The following is a 17,007-nucleotide window of genomic DNA, read 5'->3' on the forward strand; positions in this document are numbered from 1 at the left end:
CCCCGGTCCCGTCGCTCCTGTTCCCCGAAGCGCCGCCGCAGGACGTCCGGGTCCGTCGTCACGGCTACGCCCCGCGCCCCCGCTGGACCGTCTTCACCGCCGCCTGGTGCAGGCTCCGCGCGGTCTCCTCGTCGCCCGCCGGAAGCGGACTGCCCTGCAGCGTGTACCAGTCCTCGGCCCCCACGTACTGCACCGTGATGCTGGCCTGACCACCGCTCCAGGTGGTGTGCACGGTCAACTCGCCCTGGAGGACGTCCCCCTCCTGCGTCTGCACTCCACCGTGCCCGGAGAAGATGCCCTCGGTGGTCCAGGTCGCCCATGTGTTCGCGCGGGTATTCACCAGTGGGCTCCTTCGTCAGTGGGCTCCTTCGTCCTCGGCCCTCAGCGGGCCTGCGGCACGATACGTGGGGCGGTCTGATGAGACCCCTGCATACGGTCCCGGCCGCCCGGGGAAGCCTCGACTGCCCAGGAACATCTTCTGGCATCCGCGCCCGGCTGTCCTGGCGGACTGCGTGGACAGCCCAGCCGGCCGTCCCGGCGTGCCGCCCTGCATCCGGCTCAGGGCTGCGCTGCGCGCCGCGCCGCACCGGCCGATCCCGAGACAGGGCAGCGGCGAAGGCGACGAACAGGACGACCGTGACGGCCACCGGCGGCCCGACCTGGTGCGGCCTGGGTGGCCTGGGCCGGATCGGGCGCCTCGCATCGGTTCACATCGCTGCCGCGGGGTAGAACAAAGGTACCGAGGGTTTTCCGCACACCGGCTGCAGTGCCCCTGTCGTTCTCGGCGAACGCCGACGCCGGGCCTGCGCGCGGGTCCGGGGACAGGACGCGCATCATGTCCGTGTCACTCATGCGACCACCTTCGCTCGCCCTTCCCCCGCCCCGCACGGAATCCCCCGTGCTGCGCCTCGCCCTGCGGCCCGCCGCCGGAGGCGGCGGCCTCCCCGTCGGGGCCCTGGACGGCGCCTGGTGGCCGCACTCCGACGACCTCCTTCGCGAACTGCCCTCACTCATCCCCACGTTGGACCGGGTGTGGGGGCGGATCACCAGGGTCAACGTGAACCCTCGCCACTGGGAACCGCTGCCCCGCGAGGTTCCGGTTCAGGGACATGTGGTCAAGGTCGGCTGGTTCACCACCGAGCAGGACCCGCACAAGCTCCTGCTCCTGTCCTACCGCACGGGCCGTTGGGACCTGCTCGTCATCCCACCGCAAACCAGCCAGGCGGCCGCCGCCCGGCTGATGGCCGCCGCGGGCGACCCGGCCGGCTCGTCCGCCGCGAGCGCCCTGCTCGCCGCCGAACGCGACCGCAGCGTCAACGACGCGACAAACCCGGCCGACGCCCCGGCCCGTGACATCGGCGCGGAAGCCGCATGGGAATCCGAGGGCGGCGCGGCACGGTCCGTTCCGCTGATCATGCCCATCGGCCGCATCAGCGTGTCCTCAGGCAGGTGAGAACGGTGACGACGCTCCTCACCGTGCTCGCGATCGCCGCCGTGATCTACGCCTGCGTGCTGCTGATCCAACTGGCCAACGCCCGTCACACCGCCTTGGCGACGACAGTCCAGCCGCACCGTTGGGGCCTCCACCGACGTGACACTGCAGCCCGGCACGCGGTTCACCGTCCCTGACGGCGGCGCGCCGGGCCCTGTTCCTGAACCTGCCGCGCTGCGTGAACCGGCGATTCCTGCGCCGGAAACACCCGTCCGCAACTGCGGACGGGTGTCCGCGCAGCGGAGCGTGACGAACCATCGAAGGATGTGAACATCGTGATCATCCTGATCACTGTCGCGGTACTCCTCGCGATCGCCGCCCTCGTCCTGGTCTCGCTCAGCCTGCGCACCGTGCAGCAGTACGAGAAGGGGGTCGTCTTCCGCTTCGGCCGGCTTCTGCCGGGCATGCGCGATCCGGGCTTGCGGCTGATCCGCCCGATCGGGGACCGGATGCGGAAGGTCTCGGTCCAGACCGAGGTCCTCGGCGTCGCCACCCAGGGAGCCATCACCGCTGACAACGTCACGGTCACCGTCGACGCGGTCGTCTACTTCCGCGTCATCAACCCCGTCAAAGCCCTGGTCAACGTCAACAACTACCCCCACGCCGTCTCCCAGATCGCCCAGACCTCGCTCCGCTCCGTCATCGGCCGCGCCGACCTGGACACCCTGCTGTCCGACCGCGACCAGATCAACGCCGAACTCAAACAGGTCATGGACGCCCCGACCGAGGAACCCTGGGGACTGCGCATCGAACGCGTCGAGATCAAGGACATCGCCCTGCCCGACCAGATGATGCGCTCCATGTCCAAGCAGGCCGAGGCGGAACGTGAACGCCGCGCCCGGGTGATCGCCGCCGACGGCGAGTTCCAGGCCTCCCAGAAACTCTCCGAGGCGGCCGCCGTGATGGCCGACACCCCCGGCGCACTCCAACTCCGGCTACTGCAGACCGTCGTGGACGTCTCCGCGGAGAAGAACAGCACCCTGGTGATGCCCTTCCCCGTCGAGATGCTGCGCTTCTTCGACACCCAGTCGCGCCCGGTGCCCGCCCCGGCCGAGACCCGCCGCGGGCTCGCCCCCTCGGACGCCGAACTCCTGCAAGCCCTGCTCCACCCCGTCCCCGTCCAGCAGGGCTTCGACTCCGCGCCGGCGATGCTGCCCTCACAGGCCCCGCCGTTCGGCGAACTGGGCAAGGCCCGCCTGCGCGCCGACGTCGCCCGCACTCGCGCCGCTTCATGGCCCACTGCCTTCAGCCCCGACGAACCGCTCACCCGGATCTGACCCCTGACGGCCCGGGCCGACCGCGGGAGGAGTGGGACGCACTGCGACGAGGCTCCGGGGCCCGTGAGCGGGTTCCGTGACTGGTCCGCGTGACAGCAGACGGCCTCGGCACGTCGTAGAGTTCCCAGCAGAACACCTGTTTGCCTGGTCGGCGCGCACGGTCGAGGCCGGTACGACGCAGCTCCCCCGACGCCCGGCCTCAGGTCGCAACTGCGGCCTTGCTCCGGCTGCCCCAGCCCCCGGCGGTCTCACGGACGAGACAGCCGAGGAGATCTGGATGTCCGCGGAAAGCGTCGTCACTCAACGCCTGATGGTCAGCCACAGCCTTCCCCAGCCCCGAGCGGGGGCGGCGACGTTGGCAGTCGAGCGGCACGATCGCGCGAGCAGTGCAGAGATCACCCTGATCGGCGACATCGATCTGGATTCCGTCTCACTGGTCCGCCGAGCCCTGACGCGGTGCCTGCTCGATGGCGCGCGCACCATCGATGTCGAGCTCACCCACGTCGGCTTCTGCGACTGCAGCGGCCTGAGCGCGTTCCTGGACGCCTACCACCGCGCCGCGGCCATCGGAGCATCCGTGCGACTGCACCACCCGGCACCGCCGGTTGCGCGATTGCTCGCCCTGACCGACACCGAGAGCCTCCTGCTCGCGCCTCAGCCCGCGCGCCCGGCGTAGAGCCGCCCAGCCTCCGTCGCGGGCAGGGCCGGTACCGCAGATCCCCGACTACTCTGATGCCATAAGTTCTCTGTGTTGCACGGGGAGACCCGCTCGACGCAGCGAGGAGGTCGCGATGGGCCGCACCAGCGAGACCCGCACCCTGCTCCTCTCGGCGTCGTCGCCGTTGCGGAAGCTCCCCTCGTTGCCTGGGCACCGGTGCGACGGAGAGCGCGGTACGGTGGTCGCACTGGTCGGGAGTCGTAGGGATACGGGGGCACGCGCTATCGCCGTCAGCTCGGCAGCCCCTTCGTTGTCGGGTGGCGATCTGCGACGTCCCAGGTCCTTCCGGAACAGGACAACCGGTGATCAGTGACGGCATGGCCGAGGTTCTGCGGCTGCTTCAGCGCGACGAAGGGTTCGACGCCGCAGCGGACGTCGCCGTGCTGGCCGCGGTGACCCTGGGCGTGACCGGGCTGACGGTCTCCCTGGCGACCGGGGGTGACCGGGCGGAGCTGATGTGGTGCACCGACGAGGCCGCCGGCAGCTTCGAGGACCTGCAGTTCACTCTCGGCGAGGGCCCCGGCCCCGAAGCCGTGCGCGGCGACGCGATGGTGCTGGTGCCCGACCTCGCGCTGGTGCGGCCCGAACGCTGGCCGGCTCTGAGCGTGGAGGCAGCCGGCCTGGCGGCCCGCGCGGTGTTCTGCTTCCCGATGGGCATCGGGGCGATCCGCGTCGGTGTGCTGACCCTGGTACGCCGGACGGCCGGGCCGCTGACCGACGGGCAGGTCGGTGACGCGCAGGTCCTGGCGCATGCCCTGGCCGGGCGCGCACTCGGCAGCGTCGTGCCGGGCCCGAACGGGGCCGCTCCGGCCGATTCCGCCGACGCGCTGCTGCACGCCGTCGTGCACCAGGCCACCGGCATGGTCAGCGTCCAGCTCGACGTGTCCCTGCCCCAGGCGCTGCTGCGGCTGCGCGCGCACGCCTACAGCAGCGGCCGGCCACTCACCGACGTCTCCCGGGACGTGGTCGCGCGGCGGCTGCGCCTGGACCTCAACGGCAACGGCGACGGAAACCCGTTGCCCGTCTCAGACAAGGACTGATCGCCATGGCCCGCGAGCAGCAACTGACCAAGGTCTTCGTGGAGGTCGCCGACTCCCTGATCGATGACTTCGACCTGATCGACTTTCTCCAGCGGTTGTCCGAGCGCTGCGTGGAACTGCTGGACGTCGCGGCGTGCGGGGTGCTGCTGGCCGACGAGCACGACGTGCTGCAGGTGCTGGCCGCTTCGGACGAGGACACCCGGCTGCTGGAACTCTTCGCCCTGCAGTACGACCAGGGTCCCTGTGTGGAGTGCTACCGCAGCGGCCGGCCGCGCACCAACATCGACCTCGCGGACCCGAACGCCTCGCAGGCGTGGCCGCAGTTCACCCCGGCCGCGCTGCAGTCCGGCTTCCTGTCCACCAACGCGATCCCGATGCGGCTGCGCGGGCGCGTCATCGGCGCTCTCGGCCTGTTCCAGACCAGGGACAGTACCCTGAGCGACGCCGACACGGCACTGGCCCAGGCACTGGCGGACGTGGCGACGATCGCCATCCTGCAGCAGCGCACCCTGGCCCACAGCGAGACCGAGCGCGGACAGCTCCAGTACGCACTCACCAGCCGGATCGTCCTGGAACAGGTCAAGGGCATCCTGGCCGAGCGCTGGCAGGTCACCCCGGACGAGGCGTTCGCAGCGTTCCGCGCCTACGCCCGCTCCCACCACCACCAGCTCTCGCACCTGGCCCGGCTGATCGCCGACGGCGAGTTCGACACCGACCAGATCCCCCGATCACCCCGGCATCGCTGACCTCACCAACTCCGGGGCCCGGAGCGGCTTACCGCAACGGTTACCAGCGGTGCCAATGACTGCGGCTGCCCGCGGTGCTGCCCTGGCCTCGGAAGACGAAGCCGAGCAGCCACAGGGCGTGCAGGGCGAATCCGGCGCCCAGGACCAGTGGACGTAGGCGGCTTTGCCGATTCGGCTGCCGGGGGCGGTTGTGTGACACTCCAGGTCAGGGCCTGAGCGCGTCCTTGACCTTCGCGCCGGCCTGCCTGGTGTTGCCCTTGACCTGGTCGGTGCGGCCTTCGGCCTCCAAGGCGCGGTCACCGGTGGCGCGGCCTGCGGCCTTCTTCGCGCCGCCCCTGACCGCTTCGGCCTTGTGGGCGAGCTTCTTGGCGACACTGATGTCCGAGTTCCTTTCGCGAGGGATTCGCCGTTCGGCGGGGGCCTAGCGGCGAGTGACGTGGTACCCGAAGAGATGCAGACCGCGGGTGCCTCCGCCCGACGGCACGGGAGCGCCGTCCGATGCCGCGATCGCGCGCGTACCCGACGATCCGGAACGAACGCGTTCACGCTGGCCGAGTTCGCGCTGGTCGATCAGGTCGTCACGCTGTTCCGCGAGGTCTTCGCGTTCCTGCGCGACGGCTGCCGTCCTTGCGCGGGCGGTGTCACGCTGCCCGGCCAGAACCTCGCGGTCCTTGTCCGCGGCGACGGTCTCGCGGCGGGATTGCCGCAGGTCCCTGCGCGCGTTCAGGCCGATGAGCCTGTACCGCCATGCGGAGAACAAGGCCGCGTTGCTCGACGGCGTCGCCGAGACGGTCCTCGCCGAGCTCACGGTGGACCCCGCAGACCCCGACTGGACCGCCCAACTCCGCAGTGTGGCACACCAGTTCCGCCGAATCGCGCTGACCCACCCCCACGTGGTGCCCCTGCTGGCCACCCGCCCGCTGGCCACACCACTGGCCCTGCGCCCCCGCGGCACTCTTCGCCCGCTCGAGGACGTCCTCGACCTGCTGACCCGCGCCGGCTTCAGCGGAGCCGACGCCCTGCACATCTACCGCGCCTTCTTCGGCTTCCTGCACGGACACGTCCTCAACGAACTCCAGGAACTCGTCGAGAACCCCGACGAGACCGACGACCTGCTGCGCCTGGGCCTGCACCGCCTGCCGATCCACGAATTCCCCCTGCTCCGCAGCCTCGCCTCGGTCCTGGCCTCCTACGACGGCGCCGCGGAACTCGAACGCGGTCTCGACATCCTCGTCGGCGGGCTCAGGTCCTCCGTGGCTCCCGCGATGTGACGAAAGGTCATATCTCGGGAACCACGGGGTGACACGGCTGCAGACCGCCTGCGCCGGACCGGAGTTCGTGCGGGCGCCGGGTCAGCTGTGCGTCGGGGTCGCCCCGGCCTCGTGCTCCCGCGAGGGGCCGGTAGCCGGCCTGGCTCGTGCCGAGGTGATCTCCTGTTCGGCCGCCGACCGGCCGAGCCAGGAGGAGCCGTCGAAGGACTTGCCGGGTTCCAGGTCCTTGTAGACCTCGAAGTGGACACGCCCAAGGGGGAGCTGCGCGGACGCTGGGCAGCCCCGGTCATCGCTGGACGGGACTTTCACTGTTGGGGCGCCACTGTCACTGCTGGCCGCTCTCGGACGGCCCACAGACGGCCCGACCAGCCGGGTGCATGTGGGCCGCGTCCTTCTGCCTTGCTGTGTTTCTGTGCGCTGGCTGGTTGCGGGGTAGAGGCACGACCATGAAGCCTGGCAGGTCGGCAGCCCACCTGCCACATCGTCAACCCACCACAAGCCACGCGAGCTCTTGGATGCTTACAGCCCCTCAGTCAACCGGCACCGCTGAAGAATCGAGGTCAGCTCAGACTTCTGCCGCCGCCCGGTATCAGGCATCGTCCGCCTCTTCGTACTTTACGTACTTGCCCAATGGCTGATCACTCGTCGAGAACTTACCGATGAGGCCCCTAGCCCCTATGGGGTCCGTATCCAGCAGCTCGACTTGTTCCCACCAACCAAGACGCATAGCCTCGTCACTTTTTTGTGTCCCGATGAATACCGCCACGTACGGGTGACTCCAGCCCGTCTGAGACCTACCAGATCCCGCCGGTGAAGTATTAGTAATGCCCTTGGCTTGGATCACGCTTCCGCACGCTCCGCAGTTCTGTGCACCGCATTCGAGGTCTGTCACCCTCTCGCCCAGCCTTTCGGCGGCAGCAAGGATGCACATCTCACTGTGATTACTAGCTCCCTTAGTGAACTTATTGGCGATGTAAATGCCCCCTGTCAGCGTGCGCCCATGCATTTGCATAATCTCTCGGCCCGCTTTTCGCATTCCGGCCACGCCCCAGGTTACGCCGTTGGCCCTGCTGATTATCATCGAGGATGCGTCGGTGATGGCCACGGTCCAGTTCTCGCTCGCGTCTTCAACTGCAAGACATTTGAACGCATACTTAATCATCTGCGCAGGAGAGGATGTGGATGACGAAGACGATGATGTAGCCGCAGCCGACGAGGATGACGAAGACTGCTTCGCCGTGACTGGCCGACGGGAATGCGACGACGAGGACGAGGACGACGACGAGGACGAGGGCAAGTGCGAAACCCCGGTCTTGGACCGCGTTCGGGACGCCACGGTCAGTTTTGATTTCTCAAAGAGTTCCTTTTTCATCTTCTTCACGTTCACGCGAGAGGCGTCGTCGTCATCATTGAAGTCGGCCTGGTCGTCATCGTCATGCTGGCTGCGATTCCGGCGCTTCCGCGATTTGGCTGCGACTGGGGCTTCATTTTCGACTCCGGCATGAGTTGGGTCTGCAGCCGTGACGTCGCCCCAGTCGTCCTCGTTGGCTTCTTCCCATCCAGCCTCGCTCATGAACTCTTTCCTCCCCTATTCCTGGGTGTGAATTATGTCTCGCGCGAGGCTCGAAATAACTTCTTCAATATCTGCGGGGCTGAGTTCAGCCCAGCCATCCGGGTCTTCCGCCAGTGTGGTCTCAACGGCCACTCGCGCTTGCGCATGCGCCGATCTCAGCAATTCCTCGTGAGATTCTTCTGAATACTCTTCTTCGAGTTCTTCGTCGGGTGTGGCCTCCTGGTTTTCGGCGTAACGCGCGAGAACCTGTTCGTGGCTGAGCCATACGTCGCTGCAGCCGCTCGTCTGCTGGCCCGGGACCACGGCGTCAGCGAATTCGTACGCGCCGTCCGGGCCGGTGCGGAAGAACATGGCCCATGCCTCGTCCCACTCGTCCTCGGTGCGGTCGGCGGACGCCTGGAGGCCCTCCGTGCTCGCGGCGAACAGGTCGGCCCAGGCCTGGTCATTCCACGTCCCTGAGGACTCGTCGTACCATTCGTAGACCTCGCCTGTGCGGTCGTAACGGTAGTCGAGGCCGTAGTCGTCGCTCCTGGCCGGCTCGGTGTAGCGGCGCTCCTCGTAAGTCGCCCAGTCCACGCCGTCCGCGGTGGCCGAGTACAGGTACTTCTGGCTGGACTCGTCGACGCGGTAGAACTCGGTGCCAGGGGTTCCGTCGTGCTCCGGGTTGGGCCAGCCGGTACTGGGCGGGTCGTCCTCCGCGCCGTCGGGTTCGTTGTGCGCCGCTTGGTTCTCCCATTCGAGGACCAGGGGTAGGAACCAGTCCACGAAGGCGCCCGGGTCCGCGTGCGGGCCGGTCAGTTCGATGAAACGGGACCCTGCGGCGCTGTCGTGCGCGAACCACTCCTGCAGCTGGTCCCGGTATTCATCGATCCGGTCCGCATGGTTCGGCCACGCCCAAGCTCCCTGGAACACAAGGGTGGCGAGCTTCTCCACCAAGGCCTCTGCCCCCGAATGGGACCGTGCGGCACCGTCATCGGCAAGCCACTCAAGCAGCTGCCTGACATTCTCGCTCTCCACCCATGCCCCCGTCCCCGTCGGCCTTTCTGGCAGTTCGCAGTGCTCAGGCTAGAACGGCGGCACGCTGCTGTGTGGCGCGGACCAGCAGACGATCGAGCAGGCCCCGCTGCCACAAATGGCAGCCCAGAATGCGCCTGAACGATCGTGCCACGTGATGGCGTCGAGGACCCCGGGAATGCATACTGCGCCGGCGGGTCGTACCAGTCGGTTCGTGGATCGCGCACGCCCGAGCAACCGCACCCATGCCTGCCCCGCCCCACCAGCAGCAACCGCCACTCAAGCTTCCGCGAGACGACCCACCGGTTAGCAGGGTTGAGTGAGAACGCTCAAGCTTCAATGCGACGGGACACGTGGCTGCCCAACCCGACTGGTGGATGCAACCGGCGGACGCTGGTCCGCCGGGCTCAGGTGCGGCCGCCGTCCGGTGCGGAGGGACGGCGGCGTCGGTCGTGCCTTCTGCCGCTGGTCAGTGGCTCTTGCCGGACTCTGCGAGGCGCTTGATGGAGTTGGTGATCTCCTCCTCCGCCTCCTGGCGGCCGACCCAGTGGGCGCCCTCGACGGACTTGCCCGGCTCCAGGTCCTTGTAGACCTCGAAGAAGTGCTGGATCTCCCGGAGGTCGTGGGGGCGCACGGCAGCGGATCAGCACCCCCGGGAATGTGGGTTCACCGCCCAGGACGAGTGCGTCCAGCGGTTCACCGTCCAGTCCAAGAGTGCCGTCGACGTAGCCGTAGTCGGCCGGGTAGCGGGTGGAGGTGAAGAGCATCCGGTCCAACCGGATGCGCCCGAGAGCGTGGTCCATCTCGTACTTGTTGCGGCTCCCCTGGGGGATCTCGACGACGACAACGAAGTCCATGTCCCACTCCTGCCGACGGCACGGGATCAACGGGCGAGGCCGTGCCGCCCTCGACGCCTCACCGCGCAGCCGCAGAACACCGGCGCACCATGACGGCCGACTCCAGGCTACGGCCGGGGTTCCCCTGCCGACGGGGCGACACCGCGCGGAACGGAAAAGCCGGCCCGGTCGGCAGCCGGGTACCGCCGATCGGCCCCCCTCCGGCCAGGACAGCGCCCGGTTAGCATGGACTGAAGGGGATGACGCATGCGACGGCAGACGCGGTGCGTCGTCTGCCTCGCCCGTGGGCTCATCAGGACGCGCCACCGCCCACCCTGCCTGATCCCTCCGCCCAGGCGTCGAATCCGCCCCGGTCCCCGACCTCGAGTCCGGCCTCTGGCCAGGACACCCTGAGCGTCTCGAAGCCGGGAGCGACCCCGAGCACCAAGGGAGACCCCGATGGCGTCCACCCTCGACAAGTCCCCGGACCATCCCCACGCCGCCGACGTCATGGTCCCCGCTGACCTGCAGGTCAGCGACCACACCGTCGTCGACAAGGCGCTCGACATCCTGCACAGCGCCCACGTGGAACACCTGCTCGTCCGCGGCGACGACGGCCACTGTGTCGGCCTGGTCACCAGGGACGACCTGAGCGGCTACCTGTCCCAGCCCTGGTACAGCCAGCACACACGGCTGCGTGACCTCGTCCGCCCACTCGAGCCCTTCGCGCACCCCGACACCCCGATCGACGCCGTCGCCGAGGCCATGCGCGACCACGGCGCACACGTCTGGCCGGTCGTCGACGCCGACGGCTTCGCGCTGGGCGTCATCACCGCCGAGCAGCTCGGCAGCTGACCGACCGACCGTCCGGACGGCGGGTCGCGGAGAGGAGTCGTCGTGGCACACGGGGATCGGCGATGAGGCCTCGGATCGTCGCGGGGACAGGTCACCGGGCCCTGGCGGAGGCCGTCGCGGCGGCGCTCGGCACCGAACCGGTGGCCTGCGAGACCGAACGTTTCCCCGACGGCGAACTGCGGCCCGTGGTGGGCGACGTGCAGGGCGCGGACCTGTACCTGGTCCAGCCCACGGGGCCGCCGGTGAACGACAACCTGGTGGAGCTGCTGCTCCTGCTCGACGCGTGCCGCCGGGGAGGTGCGCGCAGACTCACCGCGCTCGTGCCGTACTTCGGCTACGCCCGGCAGGACCGGCGCACCGCCGCCGGGCAGCCGGTGGGCGCCCGAGTCGCCGCCGACCTGCTGGTGGCCACGGGCGCCGACCGGCTGGTCGTCATCAATCCGCACACCGCCGCGCTCGAGGCGATGTGCGGCGTCCCGGTCGAAGTGCTCACCGCCGTGCCGCTGCTCGCGGACGCCCTGGGCCAGGAGCTGTCCCGGGCCGCCGTGCTGGTCGCACCCGACCTCGGCGCGGTCAAGCTGGTCGAGCACTACGGCCGGCTGCTGCGCCTCCCTGTGGCCGTGGTCCGCAAGACACGCGTGTCCGGCACGCAGGTGCTGGCCGAGGAACTGGTCGGGGGTGTCGCGGAGCGACCTGCGGTGATCATCGACGACATGATCAGCACCGCGGGCACCGTCGAGACGGCCGTGAAGGTCCTGCTGGCCCACGGCGCCGTTGCCGACATCACTGTGGCCACGACCCATGCCCTGCTCGTCGGCGGTGCCTGGGACCGGCTCCGACGGCTTCCGATCCGCCGTCTGGTCGTCACAGACACCCTTCCCGTGGAGTCTGCCGGAGGGTTGCCGCTCCAGGTGTGCTCCGTGGCTCCGCTGCTCGCCGATGCCGTCGACCTGCTGCACGGCGACGAGCCCGCCGTGGCGTCCCCGGTCCAGGGTGGGGTGGGCGGCGTCCGGGTGTACCCGGGGTGACCTGGGGTGGGTCGTCTCGCGCATCCGCGGCGAGCCGCGCAGGCTGGGGTGCATGACGATGGATATCGACCTGGAGGCCCTGACCGACCGGATCATGGACGATGCTGGCAGGGGCGACCGGGCGGCCGTGGAGCAGGCCCTCGCCGCCTGGGGGATGAAGGGTATGGCGGCGGGATTCCTGGTCGCGCAGCAGCAGGACGTCCGGCTGCTCCTGGACGGCCAGGTCGAGCGGCTGCTCGACTATGCGAGGGCGAACGGGGCCACGCCGGAAGCGCTGAAGTGGCTCCAGGAACAACTGGACGGGGCACAGCACCCGCCCGGCTAGCACAGCCGCGGTGCCCGGATTTCCGCGCCCGGCGCGGGCGTCAGCGCTGGGCCTGGCGCCCCGATCGCCTCCAGCGCCAGCCCAGGTAGATCAGGTCGGCCACCAGGAGCACGGCTCCGATGACCAGGAGGTACAGCAGGCCCTTGGCGACGGCGCCGACGATCCCGAGCACGATCGCCACGATGATCACGAGCAGGAACAGAGCCATCACGCGCTCCCTTCCGTGCGGGGCATGTCGTTCATCGCCGGGCGAGTTGCCGCTCGCCCGCCGTTCCGGGCTGGTAGGTCAGGCCGTAGTGCCGGAAGATCGCTTCCTCCTCCGTCGCGGGGAGGACATCGTCCACACCGATCGCCGGGCAGCCCTTCACTTGCGACTTCGCGTAGTTGACCCGGACGTACCCGGGGCCGACGACCGCTCCGTCGAGGGGGACGAAGACCAGTCGGTGACGGGTGGGCAGGCCGACCTGCACCGTGGCCATGGCCGGCGCGTCGGTGGTGGTGTCCACGTAGACCGCCTCCATCACGCCGATCTTGTGGCCGCCCGGGTCCACGACGTGCTGGGTGCGCCATTCGCGGATGTCCGCAGCCTCGATCACCATGTGGCCCCCTTCCTCGGGATGTCCCCATTCAGCTTGCCCCCCGACTCCGGTCAGAGCCAGTCCTTGCGTTTGAAGGCGACGTACAGCAGCACCGAGAGGACGACGATGACGAGACTGGAGACGAGGAATCCCGACTCCTTCCCGAAGCCGGGGTAGGGCACGTTCTGCCCGTAGAAGCCGGTGATCGCGGTCGGGACGGCGATGATCGCCGCCCAGCTGGTCACCTTCTTCATGATCATGTTCATGCGGTTGGCCTGGACCGAGAGGTTGGTCTCCACCAGGGAGGTGAGCATGTCCCGCAGCGACTCGGTCCACTCGGTGACGCGCAGGACGTGGTCGTAGACGTCGCGGTAGTACGGCATGAGCGGCTCCGGCACCACCCCCAGGTCCGGACGCATCAGCGAGTTGACGACCTCCCGCATGGGGAGCACCACCCGGCGCAGACGTACCAGCGACTTGCGCAGCTCGTACGAGCGCCGCTGCACCTCCTGGATCTGCTTGCGTTCCTCCCCGAAGAGCAGTTCGTCGAGTTCCTCGATGCGGTCGTCGAAATGCTGCACGGCGGCGAAATGCCCGTCCACCAGGTAGTCCAGCAACCCGTACAGCAGCAGGCCCAAACCGGGCGCCGGGGAGGCGGCGGCAGGCGCCCGGTCCCAGCGCGCCACCACCTCGTCGAGCGGCAGACTGGCGTCCTTGCGGACTGTGATCAGCGCGTTCGCGGTGATCAGCACGGCGATCTCACTGGTCACCAGACTCACGCCGTCCGGGGCGACGGAAACCGCGTAGGCGCTGAGGAACTGGTGGGACCGGTAGCTGTCCAGTTTCGGGCGCTGTCCGGCGTGCACGGCGTCCTCGAGCGCGAGCTCGTGCAGCCCCAGCTCCTCGCCCACCGCCGCGAAGTCGGCCGGCTCCGGTCGGCACAGGTCCAGCCACACGACGGCGTCCGGCTCCGCCAGATACCGCGAGACGTCGCTGACCGGGAAGCCCTCCCGGGCGAGGACGCCGCTTCGGTAGAGCCGGGTACGGGCCATGCTCCGACCATAACCGCGACACTTCGGCAGGGCCGGACGCGGCCGACGCCTGCGGAGTGTCGCCCCCTGCGCCGCGAGTCCTCAGGTCCGGCCGTACCGGGTCGCGTCGTCGGCGAACTCCCGGGCCATCTCCTCGGTCACCGTCGCCCGGGTGCTGCCGATGGCGTCCAGGTAGTCCGCAGTGGTGGGACGTGCCCGTTCGCCGGTGTCGAGAGTGCGCTCGAAGACCGTCTGGGCGACCCCCCGGGCGACCTGCTTGATGTCGGCGGGAGTGAATCCGTCGCTGGCGTCCGCCAGGGCTTCCGTGTCGGCGTCCGTGCCCGTCTTGGCGATGTACCCGGTCCACAACGCGATGCGGGCCTCCCGGTCCGGCGGCCCGACCGGCAGGACGTAGTCGAAGCGGCCATGCCGCAGGAAAGCCGGGTCCAAGGCGGAGACCGCGTTGGTGGCGCACACCAGCAGCCTGCCGTCACGCTCCCGGAAGCTCACGATCGACTTGAGGAGCTCGTTGACCACGCCGACCGACGCCGGGTCCGCGAGGTTGCGCGTACTGGCGACCTCTTCGACCTCGTCGATGAAGACCAGCACCCGGTCGAGCTCCGCGATCTGCCCGAAACGGTGACCGAGGCCCGTGGCGAGCCCACCCTCCAACGCCAGCCGTGAGGGAAAGAGCTCGACGAACGGCCACCCGAGCCGACCGGCCACCGCTCTGGCGAACGTGCTCTTCCCCGTTCCCGGCGGCCCGAACAGCACCACCGCGCGGGGAGGTTCCACGCCGTGCTCGTCCGCGACCCCGGGATTGGCCAGCGGGAGCACCAGGCGCCGTTCGATGAGCCGTTTCTCGTCGGTCATCCCTCTCAGCTGCCCCCAGAGACCGGCATCGGGCACCGATCCCCCCAGCGACGCCAGAACCGCCGAGCCCTGGGCACTCACCACGGCGACCTTCTCGAAGTACGTCAGACCCTGGTGATGGGAGAAGCCCGAGTTGCCCAACGCCGTGGCGCCGGTCGCCTCCGTCGAAAGAACGGCCGCGACGATCCTGGCTCCGGCCGCCTGGAGACGATGCTCCAGCGCCGAGACCAGCGCCGTGCCGAGACCCAGGTTGCGCCAGGCCGGATGCAGGGCGACGCGCAGCACCCAGGCCCGGTCCCCGTCCACCCGGCCCACCGCCGCACCCACGAGATGTCCCTCGGCCACCGCAACCACGCTCGGATTCCCGGCCTGCAGCGCGGCCACGACCTCCGAGAGACGGAAGACAGCGGGCGGGTCCGCGCCGGCGTTCTCACCGTCGAGCCGCACCACTGCCTCGAGATCGTCCGGTGTGGAGTCACGGACGTGCCACACGGCCACGGTCGGCCCTCGGGGGTCGTAGTCCTGGGGCTTCCCTGTCGTCCGGCGGTCCACGGGTCACGCCGCGGATGTGATGCCGGTCTTGACGAAGATCTGCCGGGCCGAATCCGAGGCGCCGGCCAGCACCGCCGCGGCCATGGCGGCCTGGGCGGCCGCAGGGTCCGCGTCGGGAGGAACGACCAGGAGCACGAAGTGGTCGTGGTAGCCGCGGGTGAGGATCACCGTGTCGTCGCCGACCGGGAACCAGTCGATATGGACGACCCGGTCGTCGACGGTCATCCGTCCTGGCACCTCGTCCCACGCGGCGGCGTCCAGGCCCACCCGTTCGATCGGTCCCACGGACTCCGTCACCGCCGTGATGAGTGCCGGAAGCTCCGCAACCACGTCGCGTGAGCGCGGCCACCAGGCCCCGTCGTGCGCCCCGAGCCGTGACGCGGTCGTCTCCAGCCGCAGGACCACCGCACCGGGCGCCCGCGGCCAGTCGTTCCCGTCCGGCAGCAGCCTTCCCGCTGACGGCGTGGTGGAAGGATCGACACTCATGGGACACCGCCTGTCCGCAACGGACCACCCCGCCCGACGGCCGACGTCGCTCCGCCAGGCAAAGGCCGACGCGCCGAGCCGCTTCCGGGGCCGATTCCACGCTACTCCGGTGGGGCCGGAGTAGCGTGAAGGCCGTCGGGCGCGCCAAGCCCTGCCACTGGCTGCCGTGGCTCCCGACGGTCGCAGGGTCGACGATCCACGGTGGGGGGGACCCCGGAAGCCCGGCCGGCGGTCGGCCACCGACCGGCCCACACCGTGTCACCTGTCTGTGGGGAGTGGAGGACCTGTGCAGGACGAGCCGTTGCCGCCGCTCGGGCACGCCGACGTCCGCGTCATCGCAGCCACGCCGGACGCCGCGTGCCAGGTCGCGCTTGTGCTGCGCAGCACGTTCGTGAGCACCGAACAGCGCAGCTATCCGGCGGGGCCGGACGGGACCGGTACGAGACTGCACCTCACAGTGGACACCACACGCGCCCCCGAAGCGCCCGGTCCGCTCCCCGACCGTTCGTCCGGCGGCGACCACCCACACCCCGGCGAGGTCTGATCCCGGCGCGAACTGTCCCCGTGCCATGCTGATGATCAGGGACCTGGGGCCGGTCCCATCCGGCCCGGCGCGGAGTGGGCTGAAAGCACCGAAGGTCTTCCGAACACCGGCTGCAGTGCCCCTGCCGTTCTCGGCGAACGCCGACACCGGGCCTGCCCGCAGGCCCGGAGACAGGACGCGCACCATGTCCGTGTCACTGCTTCGACGGCCCTCCGTCACCTTCCCCCGCCCCGGGCTTGGTCTCCCCCGCTGCGCCCCGCCCTACCGCCGGATGGCGCCGCGAACACGACACCAGGTCGACGCCCGCGCACGATGTCCGCAGACCAGCGGAACTCTGATGCCTCATCAGTCGAGCGCGCCGGCAACAGCTCCGCGGCTACGGACTGCTCCCCTTCTAGCACAGCAGCTGCCACAGGGTGCCCGCTCCGATCTGCTCGTACGTGAGCCCGGTCTCCTCGGCCAGCGCTTCGAGTCCAAGGCTCCCGCCACGGGCCTCCGCAGCCCTGGACAGCCGGGCCGCCCACAGCTCCGCTTCGCCGAACGTCCCCTGCTGCTCGAACCGGGCCTTGAGGTGCTCGACCGTGCCGTCGGCCGCCGAGTGCCGAGCGGGTAGAGCTTGCCCAGGCGTCAGGGAGGCGCCGGCGAGGACGCTCCCGTCGGACTCCCAGGCGTTGGTGGCCAGGACGACGGCAGCGGCGAGCAGGGCGCTTGCGGTCTGCCGAGTGGCCGGGTCGGTGGTCGCCGCCATCAGCCGGGCGGCGGTGGTCG

24 protein-coding genes and 1 pseudogene are annotated in these 17,007 nt (G+C 69.7%); 12 read left to right on the forward strand and 13 right to left on the reverse strand.

Going from position 1 to position 17,007, the window contains the following annotated elements; all coding sequences use genetic code 11:
* Positions 1 to 64: 64 nt before the first annotated feature.
* A complete protein-coding gene (locus TR49_RS32650) occupies positions 65 to 340 on the reverse strand; it encodes a hypothetical protein (RefSeq protein WP_042388095.1) in 276 nt (91 codons plus the stop codon).
* A gap of 495 nt (positions 341 to 835) precedes the next feature.
* On the opposite strand from TR49_RS32650, the gene TR49_RS32655 reads away from it, so the two are divergent.
* The 6 genes from TR49_RS32655 (at position 836) to TR49_RS32675 (ending at position 5,273) form a co-directional block, all read left to right on the forward strand.
* Positions 836 to 1,453: a DUF5994 family protein gene (locus TR49_RS32655; RefSeq protein ID WP_042388097.1), complete on the forward strand. Its 618-nt coding sequence runs from the start codon at positions 836 to 838 to the stop codon at positions 1,451 to 1,453.
* Positions 1,454 to 1,458: 5 nt separating this feature from the next.
* Positions 1,459 to 1,629, forward strand: a complete 171-nt coding sequence (locus tag TR49_RS44155) for a hypothetical protein (RefSeq protein WP_160311673.1) — start codon at positions 1,459 to 1,461, stop codon at positions 1,627 to 1,629.
* 138 nt (positions 1,630 to 1,767) lie between these two features.
* Positions 1,768 to 2,769, forward strand: coding sequence for an SPFH domain-containing protein (locus tag TR49_RS32660; protein ID WP_439654145.1), 1,002 nt, complete (start codon positions 1,768 to 1,770; stop codon positions 2,767 to 2,769).
* Between the two features lie 277 nt (positions 2,770 to 3,046).
* Positions 3,047 to 3,445, forward strand: a complete 399-nt coding sequence (locus tag TR49_RS32665; RefSeq protein ID WP_236653631.1) for an STAS domain-containing protein — start codon at positions 3,047 to 3,049, stop codon at positions 3,443 to 3,445.
* 359 nt (positions 3,446 to 3,804) lie between these two features.
* Positions 3,805 to 4,527: an ANTAR domain-containing protein gene (locus TR49_RS32670; protein WP_042388175.1), complete on the forward strand. Its 723-nt coding sequence runs from the start codon at positions 3,805 to 3,807 to the stop codon at positions 4,525 to 4,527.
* A 5-nt stretch (positions 4,528 to 4,532) separates the two neighbouring features.
* A complete protein-coding gene (locus TR49_RS32675) occupies positions 4,533 to 5,273 on the forward strand; it encodes a GAF domain-containing protein (RefSeq protein WP_042388099.1) in 741 nt (246 codons plus the stop codon).
* Between the two features lie 205 nt (positions 5,274 to 5,478).
* Here the strand turns inward: TR49_RS32675 and TR49_RS41965 are convergent, their stop codons facing one another.
* Together TR49_RS41965 and TR49_RS43250 are read right to left on the reverse strand one after the other, a co-directional pair.
* Positions 5,479 to 5,676, reverse strand: coding sequence for a CsbD family protein (locus TR49_RS41965; RefSeq protein ID WP_369405354.1), 198 nt, complete (start codon positions 5,674 to 5,676; stop codon positions 5,479 to 5,481).
* Positions 5,677 to 5,694: 18 nt separating this feature from the next.
* Positions 5,695 to 6,033, reverse strand: a complete 339-nt coding sequence (locus tag TR49_RS43250) for a hypothetical protein (RefSeq protein WP_152627563.1) — start codon at positions 6,031 to 6,033, stop codon at positions 5,695 to 5,697.
* Between TR49_RS43250 and TR49_RS32680 the strand changes: the two genes are divergently transcribed.
* Positions 6,005 to 6,544 (forward strand): TetR/AcrR family transcriptional regulator C-terminal domain-containing protein, encoded by a 540-nt coding sequence (locus TR49_RS32680; RefSeq protein WP_084725667.1) that lies wholly within the window; start codon positions 6,005 to 6,007, stop codon positions 6,542 to 6,544. The two genes, TR49_RS43250 and TR49_RS32680, sit on opposite strands and share 29 nt — an antisense overlap.
* Before the next feature lie 81 nt (positions 6,545 to 6,625).
* Here the strand turns inward: TR49_RS32680 and TR49_RS41970 are convergent, their stop codons facing one another.
* Positions 6,626 to 6,853 (reverse strand): hypothetical protein, encoded by a 228-nt coding sequence (locus tag TR49_RS41970; protein WP_084725668.1) that lies wholly within the window; start codon positions 6,851 to 6,853, stop codon positions 6,626 to 6,628.
* Positions 6,854 to 7,133: 280 nt separating this feature from the next.
* The gene (locus TR49_RS43255) at positions 7,134 to 7,706 is read right to left on the reverse strand and encodes a hypothetical protein (protein WP_152627564.1); all 573 of its coding nucleotides are present in this window, start codon (positions 7,704 to 7,706) and stop codon (positions 7,134 to 7,136) included.
* Positions 7,707 to 7,722: 16 nt separating this feature from the next.
* Between TR49_RS43255 and TR49_RS32690 the strand changes: the two genes are divergently transcribed.
* Positions 7,723 to 8,049 carry a hypothetical protein gene (locus tag TR49_RS32690; protein WP_152627565.1) on the forward strand — a complete coding sequence of 109 codons (327 nt, stop codon included), beginning with the start codon at positions 7,723 to 7,725 and terminating at the stop codon, positions 8,047 to 8,049.
* A gap of 83 nt (positions 8,050 to 8,132) precedes the next feature.
* On the opposite strand, the gene TR49_RS32695 is transcribed toward TR49_RS32690, so the two are convergent.
* The gene (locus TR49_RS32695; protein WP_042388108.1) at positions 8,133 to 9,134 is read right to left on the reverse strand and encodes a hypothetical protein; all 1,002 of its coding nucleotides are present in this window, start codon (positions 9,132 to 9,134) and stop codon (positions 8,133 to 8,135) included.
* Positions 9,135 to 9,600: 466 nt separating this feature from the next.
* Positions 9,601 to 9,988, reverse strand: a pseudogene (locus TR49_RS32700) (inorganic diphosphatase).
* 438 nt (positions 9,989 to 10,426) lie between these two features.
* On the opposite strand from TR49_RS32700, the gene TR49_RS32705 reads away from it, so the two are divergent.
* The 3 genes from TR49_RS32705 (at position 10,427) to TR49_RS32715 (ending at position 12,175) form a co-directional block, all read left to right on the forward strand.
* Positions 10,427 to 10,822, forward strand: coding sequence for a CBS domain-containing protein (locus tag TR49_RS32705; RefSeq protein WP_042388109.1), 396 nt, complete (start codon positions 10,427 to 10,429; stop codon positions 10,820 to 10,822).
* A 62-nt stretch (positions 10,823 to 10,884) separates the two neighbouring features.
* Positions 10,885 to 11,850, forward strand: a complete 966-nt coding sequence (locus TR49_RS32710; RefSeq protein WP_042388111.1) for a ribose-phosphate diphosphokinase — start codon at positions 10,885 to 10,887, stop codon at positions 11,848 to 11,850.
* Positions 11,851 to 11,902: 52 nt separating this feature from the next.
* Positions 11,903 to 12,175 (forward strand): hypothetical protein, encoded by a 273-nt coding sequence (locus TR49_RS32715; RefSeq protein ID WP_152627566.1) that lies wholly within the window; start codon positions 11,903 to 11,905, stop codon positions 12,173 to 12,175.
* A 40-nt stretch (positions 12,176 to 12,215) separates the two neighbouring features.
* Here TR49_RS32715 and TR49_RS44635 read toward each other — a convergent pair whose 3' ends face one another.
* From TR49_RS44635 to TR49_RS32735, 5 genes are all read right to left on the reverse strand, one after another.
* Positions 12,216 to 12,383 carry a hypothetical protein gene (locus tag TR49_RS44635; RefSeq protein WP_162837967.1) on the reverse strand — a complete coding sequence of 56 codons (168 nt, stop codon included), beginning with the start codon at positions 12,381 to 12,383 and terminating at the stop codon, positions 12,216 to 12,218.
* Positions 12,384 to 12,414: 31 nt separating this feature from the next.
* The gene (locus TR49_RS32720; RefSeq protein ID WP_042388177.1) at positions 12,415 to 12,771 is read right to left on the reverse strand and encodes a PRC-barrel domain-containing protein; all 357 of its coding nucleotides are present in this window, start codon (positions 12,769 to 12,771) and stop codon (positions 12,415 to 12,417) included.
* 53 nt (positions 12,772 to 12,824) lie between these two features.
* Positions 12,825 to 13,805 (reverse strand): magnesium transporter CorA family protein, encoded by a 981-nt coding sequence (locus tag TR49_RS32725; protein WP_042388114.1) that lies wholly within the window; start codon positions 13,803 to 13,805, stop codon positions 12,825 to 12,827.
* Positions 13,806 to 13,886: 81 nt separating this feature from the next.
* Positions 13,887 to 15,155, reverse strand: a complete 1,269-nt coding sequence (locus TR49_RS32730; protein ID WP_042388116.1) for an ATP-binding protein — start codon at positions 15,153 to 15,155, stop codon at positions 13,887 to 13,889.
* A 57-nt stretch (positions 15,156 to 15,212) separates the two neighbouring features.
* Entirely contained in the window at positions 15,213 to 15,695 is a 483-nt protein-coding gene (locus TR49_RS32735; protein ID WP_052434839.1) for a DUF5994 family protein, read from the reverse strand.
* A 286-nt stretch (positions 15,696 to 15,981) separates the two neighbouring features.
* On the opposite strand from TR49_RS32735, the gene TR49_RS32740 reads away from it, so the two are divergent.
* A complete protein-coding gene (locus TR49_RS32740; RefSeq protein WP_042388118.1) occupies positions 15,982 to 16,239 on the forward strand; it encodes a hypothetical protein in 258 nt (85 codons plus the stop codon).
* Positions 16,240 to 16,633: 394 nt separating this feature from the next.
* Here the strand turns inward: TR49_RS32740 and TR49_RS44780 are convergent, their stop codons facing one another.
* Positions 16,634 to 16,987, reverse strand: coding sequence for a hypothetical protein (locus tag TR49_RS44780; RefSeq protein WP_042388119.1), 354 nt, complete (start codon positions 16,985 to 16,987; stop codon positions 16,634 to 16,636).
* Positions 16,988 to 17,007: the final 20 nt, after the last annotated feature.

Origin of the sequence: Streptacidiphilus melanogenes, assembly GCF_000787835.1 — a bacterium.
Classification (GTDB): Bacteria; Actinomycetota; Actinomycetes; order Streptomycetales; family Streptomycetaceae; genus Streptacidiphilus; species Streptacidiphilus melanogenes.

Excerpts from the sequence above, each read along its gene's own strand:
- TR49_RS32710 (WP_042388111.1), top strand. The coding sequence starts at position 10,885 with ATGAGGCCTCGGATCGTCGCGGGGACAGGTCACCGGGCCCTGGCGGAG.
- TR49_RS32735 (WP_052434839.1), bottom strand. The coding sequence starts at position 15,695 with ATGAGTGTCGATCCTTCCACCACGCCGTCAGCGGGAAGGCTGCTGCCG.
- TR49_RS32705 (WP_042388109.1), top strand. The coding sequence starts at position 10,427 with ATGGCGTCCACCCTCGACAAGTCCCCGGACCATCCCCACGCCGCCGAC.
- TR49_RS32670 (WP_042388175.1), top strand. The coding sequence starts at position 3,805 with ATGGCCGAGGTTCTGCGGCTGCTTCAGCGCGACGAAGGGTTCGACGCC.
- TR49_RS44780 (WP_042388119.1), bottom strand. The coding sequence starts at position 16,987 with ATGGCGGCGACCACCGACCCGGCCACTCGGCAGACCGCAAGCGCCCTG.
- TR49_RS32680 (WP_084725667.1), top strand. The coding sequence starts at position 6,005 with ATGAGCCTGTACCGCCATGCGGAGAACAAGGCCGCGTTGCTCGACGGC.
- TR49_RS44635 (WP_162837967.1), bottom strand. The coding sequence starts at position 12,383 with ATGGCTCTGTTCCTGCTCGTGATCATCGTGGCGATCGTGCTCGGGATC.
- TR49_RS32675 (WP_042388099.1), top strand. The coding sequence starts at position 4,533 with ATGGCCCGCGAGCAGCAACTGACCAAGGTCTTCGTGGAGGTCGCCGAC.
- TR49_RS32665 (WP_236653631.1), top strand. The coding sequence starts at position 3,047 with ATGTCCGCGGAAAGCGTCGTCACTCAACGCCTGATGGTCAGCCACAGC.
- TR49_RS32725 (WP_042388114.1), bottom strand. The coding sequence starts at position 13,805 with ATGGCCCGTACCCGGCTCTACCGAAGCGGCGTCCTCGCCCGGGAGGGC.
- TR49_RS32655 (WP_042388097.1), top strand. The coding sequence starts at position 836 with ATGTCCGTGTCACTCATGCGACCACCTTCGCTCGCCCTTCCCCCGCCC.
- TR49_RS32715 (WP_152627566.1), top strand. The coding sequence starts at position 11,903 with ATGACGATGGATATCGACCTGGAGGCCCTGACCGACCGGATCATGGAC.
- TR49_RS43255 (WP_152627564.1), bottom strand. The coding sequence starts at position 7,706 with ATGATTAAGTATGCGTTCAAATGTCTTGCAGTTGAAGACGCGAGCGAG.